This is a genomic window from Mesorhizobium waitakense (assembly GCF_056431085.1).
On the sequence record NZ_JBWKME010000208.1, the window covers coordinates 1 to 8207 of the forward strand.

Here is an 8207-nt window from a genome sequence, read left to right on the forward strand (position 1 = left end):
TATCGCCATGCGAGCTGACAAAACCGACCAGAGCTTCGCAGCCTTCATCAATCTTGCTGCTGCCGTCATAAACTCACGATGAATCTCAACAAGCCTTAGTCGATAGCGAGATATCTGTGCTGATGGAGGTCGTGGAGGCCGAGGCACTCGCGCGAGACATACCGTTGCCCGAAAATGAAAAAATCGACGTGATTGCCGACCTAATGACACTTCTGACCGACGACTTCTCCATCGACGCTGCTGCACAGGCCATTGCTGCCGATGAGATTTCCCGCGCGTCCTTCATGTCGCGGCTGCGGGCCACCGCTGAGGCAGATGGAACAATCAGCGAAGGCGAGCGGGCTGCGATCGCCAGGATTACTGATGCGTTCAGGAAAACAGTGACGTCTGCCAGCTAGCTTAGGGGCTCGTCGTCAAGCCGCCAAACTACCCACGAAGTTTGAGCACCACTTCGCCAAAAAGATTGACACCTGGACTGGTCCACCATCTGCAGTGGGATAGCGATCCTCCTAGCGGCTGTCCCACTGTCTAGGGTGTGGGACAGTGGGACAGCCGCAGTTCAAGGCTTGCTGCTCGACGGCTCAATCGCTTTCATTCGTGTTTGGATGCGATTGACCTTCGATTTGCTCAAACCAATTGCAGCTGCGATGTCGCGTACGCTGTCGCCGTCTCGCGTCATGGTCATGACGAGATCGGTCTCCACATCCTGAAGATCCTTGACCGTCCACTGCTGTTGCCCCTTACAATTCTCGTGAGAAGATGTCCCAAAACCTGACGCATATACGACCTCTGGACCGGAACAGGGGGCTCCTCGATTTCAACCTCTCCGAAAGTGCGCTGTTGTTTATTCAACAGCAGTGGTGTCGTGAAGAGGTCGAGCCGCCCATTTTAGGGTAGTGTCTCAATTTGAATATCGGCTCACGACCCTTCCATGCCCTTCCTTCTGGGCAGCGCTACGACAATCCGTGACCCGTTCCGACCGTTGAATAAATTGAGGTTGAAGGTCTCGATATGACACTACCTCCCCGTTCTAGGCGCCCTACGCGAACGGCAAAGTTCTACTCAAAGCGGCTGTTGGCGAGGGCGGTCCACCCGGCGGGACAATGAAGAGACATAATTTGTCTCCTGCAATTTTTCTCGGCGACCCGCTTCGAAATTCCCTTCGTTGCCTTAGTTCGCTACGTTGGGCGGCGAGCTTCGCATCTGCCCCGGTAACGTCTCGCAGTTGCCCAATCGATTTGTCAGGCGGTCATGCAGAGACCCGAGACGCGCTATGCACGATGCGGCGACGTCGCCATCGCTTATCAGGTGGTCGGCGACGGCCCAACGGATCTACTGTACGCGCAAGGCTGGCTCAGCAACGTAGAGTACGCTTGGGAGAGTCCCGAATGCGCTCGATTTCTCACCAGCCTGAGCCGCTTTTCCCGCCTGATCTTTTTCGACAAACGCGGTACGGGCATGTCCGACCGAAACGTCGGCTTTCCGACGCTCGAACAAAGGACCGAGGACGTCAAGACCGTACTTGATGCCGTCGGATCGAAGCAGGCGGCGCTGTTCGGAGTTTCCGAGGGCGGAAACATGAGTTCGCTGTTTGCCGCCACCCATCCCGAAAGGGTGAGCGCGCTAGTTTTGTACGGCTGCTTTGCCCGAAGCAAAAGGGCGCCCGACTATCCCTGGGGGCGGACCCACGAAGAAAACGAACGTGAGGTGGAGTCGCTCCTGGCGCAGTGGGGCCGGTCATTCGATCTCGACGACGGCGCGCCGAGCGTCGCAAGCGACCCTGTAGTGCAAAGCTGGTTTGCTGCCTACCTTCGATTTGCAGCCAGCCCGCACGCCGCCGAGCTGATTTCCCGGCTCAACTTCGAAATCGACATTCGCGCGATCCTTCCCGCCATCCATGTGCCGAGCCTGGTTCTCCATCGCGCCGGCGACCGCTGGCACGCAGCGGAGGAAGGGCGCTATCTCGCCGAGCATATTCCCGGCGCCGAGTTTCGCCTGCTGCCCGGCGATGACCACATCCCCTGGTACGGCGATCAGGACGAACTGATCGGGCAGGTCGAAGAGTTCGTCACGGGGACGCGGACGACCGCAAAACCCGGACGCGCGCTCATGACCCTGCTGATGACCGATATCGTCGACTCGACCAGGACCCTGAGCGCCGTGGGGGACGAGCGGTGGCGGTCGATCCTCGAGCAACTGGACGTCAATGTCAGCCGACGCGTTGCCGCGCTCGGCGGGCAAAAGATCAAGCACACTGGCGATGGATATCTGCTCACATTTGCCGGGCCCACCCCGGCGATTGAATGTGCCAGGGCGTTGGCGCGAAACGCGAAGGCGCTCGGGCTGGAGCTGCGGACTGGCATCCACATTGGAGAGTGCGAGCGCCGGGCCGACGATCTGAGCGGTCTGGCGGTCCACTTGACGGCGCGCATCATGGCCGAAGCGGCGCCGAACTCGATCCTCACCTCCCGAACCGTGAAGGATCTCGCGGTCGGCTCCGGGCTGGACTTCACCTTCCTCGGCCACCACGAGATGAAAGGTATCCCCGAAGGCTGCGACATTTATGAATTAACAAGCTGAAACGAATGTCTGGTTCTGGCGCTAGCTTCACATTCCGGTAGTCAGCTCAGGCGGCAAGATTCCACCCACAGCCGAAATTCAAACTGAGACACTACACATTTTAGAAGTTGCTTGTATTCGACGAACGGATGCGCAAGACTCAATGGTTGCGCACCGGCTTTGGCCATTCGGGAGAAGGGCATGGCGCAGGTTCAGTCGCTCGGTTCCTCTACTCGCCAGTCTTCGCCAATTGACGGAGAACGACGCCACATCACGGTGATGTTCACCGACTTGGTGGGCTTTACGCCTCTCACCGAACGTCTCGGTGAAGAGGCGGTGTTTGCTCTCATTAAGCGGTTGGCGGGAGAACAGGCCGACATCATCCGCGATCAGGGTGGCGTGCTGCAGGACTTCGCCGGTGATGGGCTTATGGCAGTGTTCGGAGCGCCGGTCGCGATTGAGGACGCACCGCTTAGGGCATGCCGGGCAGCCGTCTACATCCAGGATCGCCTCCTCGCGGTTAGAGACGAGATGGAGCGGCAATTCGGCTTTTCGCCGCAACTGCGCATTGGGCTTCACGCGGGGCCGGTCATAGTCGGCAGAATCGGCGACGAGAAGGCGCTCGCATACAATGCCTTAGGCGACGCGGTGAACCTGGCCGCACGCGTCCAGAGTGCCGCCGAGCCCGGCACTGTGTACTGCACGAGGACTCTAGCAGATCTGGTGGCCGGCTTCGTCGAACTCACAGAGCTCGGCGTCCGAGAGCTGAAGGGAAAGAGCGCTCCGGTTTCCCTGTTTCGCCTCGACAAGCTCAGGACGGGCATCAGCCGTTTTGGGGCGAAGCAGCAACGCGGCCTGACCAGCCTGCAAGGCCGGCAGAACGAGCTCGAACTCGTTCGCTCGTGGTGGTCGACAGTGCGCAGCGACCACTCGATCGTGTCTATAGTCTCCGGCGAAGCGGGGGTGGGCAAATCACGTGTTGTGCACGAGTTTCAAAAGGAACTCGTAGGTCAGCCGGCTCTCCTACTTGAGGCAGCTTGTCGGCCGGAGGCATCAACCACCCCTTATCATCCGTTTGTGGACGTACTTCGCGGTTGGTTTCAGATCGTGGAGGGCACGCCGGAAGTGGACGCAAGCGCGCGATTGACCGCTGGCCTTGAAGGTCTCGGTATCCAGGCGGAGCCGGTCCTACCTTATCTCTTGAACCTGCTGGGTCTCTACTCCGGCAGCCTTGGGCCGATTCCCGCAGCCGAGCTCGCCGGAGTGCGCACACGCGAGGCGATCGTCTCGATCATCGAGGCGTGGTCTCGACTCGGTCATCCCTTGCTCCTCATCATCGAAGATATCCATTGGGCCGACAGCGCATCAATCGAGGTGCTGCGCCTCCTCATGGAGCGCTCAGCGGATATCAGGTTGATGCTGCTTTTGACGTCCAGGAAGACAGGCAATCTACCCTGGAACCCGGATGGCACCCGTCTGGTGGAGCTAAGGTTAGCGCCGCTCAGCCCGAGCGAGGCGGCCAGCCTGTTTCAGGACCGGCTCGCCGGACGTTCGATCTCCGAGGATGTCTTGCGAACGGCTGTTTCGAAGTGCGAGGGCAACCCGCTGTTTGCAGAAGAGATCGCGAACTTTCTTGCGGTTCGGGGTGATAGTCCGCCACAATCCGACGAGATCCCCACGAGCATCGAGAACCTGATAATGGAGCGGGTGCATCACCTGCAGCCCGACGAGCGTTCAGTTGTGCAGACCGCTTCCGTCATCGGCAGGCAGTTCCAGACGCAGCTCGTTGCGGAAGTCTGCCGGGACGAGCGGGCCGCGGAGGACGTCCTGCCCAAAGCAAACGAGGAAGGGATCATCTACAGGCTCGAGGCAACAGCCCCGGTGATCGACCTCGAATACGCCTTTAAGCACGCGCTGATCCAGGATGCGCTTTACGGCTCTCTGCTCAAGGCGCAGCGCGTCGAGCTGCACGCGCGAACAGCCGCGGCAATCGAGCGCAGGGCGGCCGACAGGGTGCAGGAGTTCGCCGAGATCCTCGCCCACCACTATAGTCGAACCAACTCGCATTCGAAGGCGGTTCGATACCTGGCCCTTGCTGCCGAAAGGAGCCTGGGCGTCTTCTCGCTACGTGAAGCTATGGGCTATCTTGACCAAGCCCTTGCCCTAGTCAATGTCGAGCCGGACAGCACCGACGACCGCACCCTGGCGAACCTGGTTGTCAGCCGACTGATGGTCTGCTGTTGGGAGGCCGATTTCGGTGGGATGATTCCCATCGCTGAGAAGCATCTGCCGCGCATCGAGAAGTTGGGTGCAAGCCGTGAGCTGTCCAGGACGCTCGCCTGGCTTGGGGAGGGTTACCTCAACGCCGATCGCTTTGACGACGCACAACTTTCCCTGAAGCGAGCGCTGCAGACGGGCGAGACCATCGGCGATCTCGAAAGCATTGCTTACGCCAAATGGGATCTGCTCTGGATCGATCTGCTTCGCCCGGACGGCAAATCGATGCTCGCCTACCGCGAAGTCGGTCGTGAGCTGTTGGCCATCGCCGCGAACCTGAGCGACGTCTATCTGGAAACGCTGACGTACTACCTGCTCGGCGCAGAGTCCCTGCAACGGGGAAGCCTGGGCGAAGCCAAGCAATGGGCCGACAGGTCCGTCGATCTGGCGAACCGCACCAATTATCCGCCTGCCCGCTCGCTGGGCTTGATGATGTCCAGTTTTGTGATGGCCGTCGCCGGCGACGCGAAAACCGCCCTTGCTGAAGCAGAGGCCGCCTTCGCCGCATCTGGTGGTAGCACCGAGCAGCTTTGCTCGAGATGCGCCATTGCCGTTGCCCTCCTCACCGGAGGTCAAATGCCGCAGGCTGTCGCGGAATTCGACAACATCTACGATCAGATCAAAAGCGCTGGCTTTCGCGGGCTGATGGTCGCGGTCGAGGTTCCGAGATGGGTGGCGGTCGCCGCGTCAGGGCGCTTGCAGGAGGGGCTCAAGGGCCTCGAGCGCGCGACAGACCTCTTCGCTAGGTGGAACAACACACGCATGGTGGCTTGGGCAAATCTGGCCCTCGGCCAAGTCTACGCCCAGGTCGCCGCAGCGCCGCGGCCTCCCATGATGACCCTGCTTCGCGACCCGGGACTCCTGAGGCTTGGCCTCAGCGCTCCCAGTCGCGCCCGCCGCCATCTCGAAGAGGCGGTGCGTCTTGCTCGCACGGCGGAGACGCCCGGTTTTCTGATGCAGGCGCTCACGGCCCTCTCCCTCCCGCCTATCGGCCAGCCAGCCAAGAACATTGACCGCCTGCAAGAGGCCAAGAAGATTGCAGTCGATCTTGGGGCAACGCCGGTGGTGGAGATGATCGATCGGGCAATTGTTCCCAGTTAGGTCTACTAGGCAAATGCTTAGCATTCTAAGAAGCTGCCAATCCCGATTCGGTTCCAAGGATGCGCAAGGCGATGGGGGGCCTAGTTCGTTTAGCGCCGCTGATCAGCTGGAACAGGCGCGAACCGCTAATTTGTTCCCCCTCCGGCGATCAGAGGATATTGCCGAATGGGCTGAAGGCCTGCGCAAAGCGGGGCTGCCGGAATGATCGCCAACCGCCGCCTCACTGTGATCATGATGGCCGATGTAGTTGATTATACTCGCCTGATGGAAGCAGACGAGGCGGGCACTCTGGCCGCGTTGAAGGAGCGGCGGACAGCCATCGTCGAACCGACAGTGCAAGCGCAGGGCGGGCGCGTCGTCAAATTGATGGGCGACGGGATGCTCATGGAATTTTCCAGCGCCGTGAACGCGGTGACGGGGGCAATAGAACTGCAACAGAAGTTCACCACGGCGAACGCGGCGCTGGCGCAGGACCGCCAAATCGCGCTGCGCATAGGCATCAACCTCGGGGACGTTATCGGGGAGGAATCCGACATATACGGCCACGGCGTAAATATCGCCGCCCGCCTCGAAGCACAGGCGCCCCGCAGCGGCATCTTGGTGTCGGATGCGGTTCACGCGCAGGTAAGCGGCATGGTCAACGCAAATTTCACATTCGCCGGCGAACTGCAGCTAAAGAACATCGCCGCGCCTGTCCGCGCCTGGCGCTGGACCGGATCGGAGACGACCGCGGCGGCGATGGGGCCGACGCCCCGCCCGGACGCCAAATCATCGTCGCCCGCCAAACCCTCGATCACTATCCTGCCGTTCACCAACTTGAGCGGCGACCCTAATCAGGAGTTCTTCGCCGCCGGAATCGGGCTTGATCTGGAATCGGCTCTCAGTCTCATTGGCGGAATTGAGTTGCGCGCGCAGGGCGCCCCTTCCGAGTTCCAACTGACTGGCAGCGTCCGCGCCGCGTCAGGTCAGATCCGCGTCACAGCAAGGCTGATCGAGGCGGCTGGCGGCCGACAGCTTTGGGGCGGCCGGTTCGATGGCCGCGCCGACGACATTTTCGCCTTGCAGGAGGAAATTACACGCCAGGTCGCGGTGGCCATGCAAGTCAAATTGACCAGCGGGGACTACGCGCGGCTGTGGGATGGTCAGACCAGAAGCCTCGCCGCCTGGGAACGCTGCGTTGTCGCCAACGCGTATCACGAGCGGTGGTCCGAAGCCGACAACCGCCGCGCCCGTGACTTGCTGCAGGAGGCGCTCGAGATTGACCCGGACTATGTCGCCGCCAAGGTGTTGCTGGTTAAGACCTGGTGGTATGATGCGCGCTACTACATGCAAGGCGATGATCGTGAGTACGCCCTGGCTACTGCGGAACGTCTCGCCAAGGAGGTGCTGGAGCGGCGCCCGGACACCGCCAATGCTATAATGTTTTTGGGCGCCGTGGCATGGCTCCGCGACCGGTACGACGAGGCGATCACGCTCTGCCGCCGCGCCGCCAGCCTCAGCCCTAGCGACGCATGGACGCTCGGCTTCTTCGGCTTCATGTCGATCTATTCCGGTGACGTGCATGAAGGGCTGGTCGCACTTGAGCGCGCCGCGCGACTGTCGCCGCAGACCTTCACCTGGATCGATTATCACATCGGCCATGCCCGGGCATGGCTGGGGGACGACGCCGGCGCGCAGGCCAGCCTGCATCGTTATATAGCAGCCAATCCGCAAGATACTTGCGGCTACTTGATGCTGGCCGTCATCCACGGATTCGCTGGTCGGACGGAAGACGCGCGCCGCGCCGTCGCGGAAGCTGTCGGGCGAAAGGCGGACATCGATCAGGATCAGGTCCGCCGCTCGAACCGCTACCGCGACCCCGTACGGTTGGAACGGGTGATCGCGGTGCTGAACGCGGCCGGGCTTCCCGCCGGAGCAGGGTTACGTTGACATCCTATCCGATGGAGCCTTCGAGCCTGACGGCGCAGACTGACCGACCAGTCGTAAAATCCTGATTAAGCCTTTGAACGTACGTGATATTCTGCCGTCACCACCGCCGGCACGAAGGCCGGGGATTCCTGCTGCGCTGTAACCGCTGTTCTCAGGCTACGGCCTTGAGCGGCATAGGTCTGTAGGCCCAAGGCAGCAGATCGTCGATCTGGCTTTGTGGATGGCCGGCGACGATCCGGGCGATCACGTCAGCGAGGTAGGTGTGAGGTTCGACGCCGTTGAGCTTGCATGTTTATGCCGCACGCCGAACTATGCCGAGCGGACGCGTTTCCTCCCATGTT

5 protein-coding genes and 1 pseudogene are annotated in these 8207 nt (G+C 61.0%); 4 read left to right on the forward strand and 2 right to left on the reverse strand.

Going from position 1 to position 8207, the window contains the following annotated elements:
- Window positions 1-116 precede the first annotated feature (116 nt).
- Window positions 117-398: a hypothetical protein gene (locus AC07FD_RS37700; protein ID WP_478353944.1), complete on the forward strand. Its 282-nt coding sequence runs from the start codon at window positions 117-119 to the stop codon at window positions 396-398.
- A gap of 161 nt (window positions 399-559) precedes the next feature.
- Here the strand turns inward: AC07FD_RS37700 and AC07FD_RS37705 are convergent, their stop codons facing one another.
- On the reverse strand, window positions 560-703 hold the full coding sequence (locus AC07FD_RS37705) for a helix-turn-helix domain-containing protein (protein WP_478353945.1): 144 nt from the start codon (window positions 701-703) through the stop codon (window positions 560-562).
- Between the two features lie 548 nt (window positions 704-1251).
- Between AC07FD_RS37705 and AC07FD_RS37710 the strand changes: the two genes are divergently transcribed.
- The 3 genes from AC07FD_RS37710 (at window position 1252) to AC07FD_RS37720 (ending at window position 7866) form a co-directional block, all read left to right on the forward strand.
- Window positions 1252-2580, forward strand: coding sequence for an adenylate/guanylate cyclase domain-containing protein (locus tag AC07FD_RS37710; RefSeq protein WP_478353946.1), 1329 nt, complete (start codon window positions 1252-1254; stop codon window positions 2578-2580).
- A 180-nt stretch (window positions 2581-2760) separates the two neighbouring features.
- Window positions 2761-5937 carry an ATP-binding protein gene (locus AC07FD_RS37715; protein WP_478353947.1) on the forward strand — a complete coding sequence of 1059 codons (3177 nt, stop codon included), beginning with the start codon at window positions 2761-2763 and terminating at the stop codon, window positions 5935-5937.
- Window positions 5938-6138: 201 nt separating this feature from the next.
- Window positions 6139-7866, forward strand: a complete 1728-nt coding sequence (locus AC07FD_RS37720; RefSeq protein ID WP_478353948.1) for an adenylate/guanylate cyclase domain-containing protein — start codon at window positions 6139-6141, stop codon at window positions 7864-7866.
- Window positions 7867-8017: 151 nt separating this feature from the next.
- Here the strand turns inward: AC07FD_RS37720 and AC07FD_RS37725 are convergent.
- Window positions 8018-8158: pseudogene (locus tag AC07FD_RS37725) on the reverse strand (transposase domain-containing protein); the annotation flags it as partial.
- Window positions 8159-8207: the final 49 nt, after the last annotated feature.

Excerpts from the sequence above, each read along its gene's own strand:
- AC07FD_RS37710 (WP_478353946.1), top strand. The coding sequence starts at position 1,252 with ATGCAGAGACCCGAGACGCGCTATGCACGATGCGGCGACGTCGCCATC.
- AC07FD_RS37715 (WP_478353947.1), top strand. The coding sequence starts at position 2,761 with ATGGCGCAGGTTCAGTCGCTCGGTTCCTCTACTCGCCAGTCTTCGCCA.
- AC07FD_RS37720 (WP_478353948.1), top strand. The coding sequence starts at position 6,139 with ATGATCGCCAACCGCCGCCTCACTGTGATCATGATGGCCGATGTAGTT.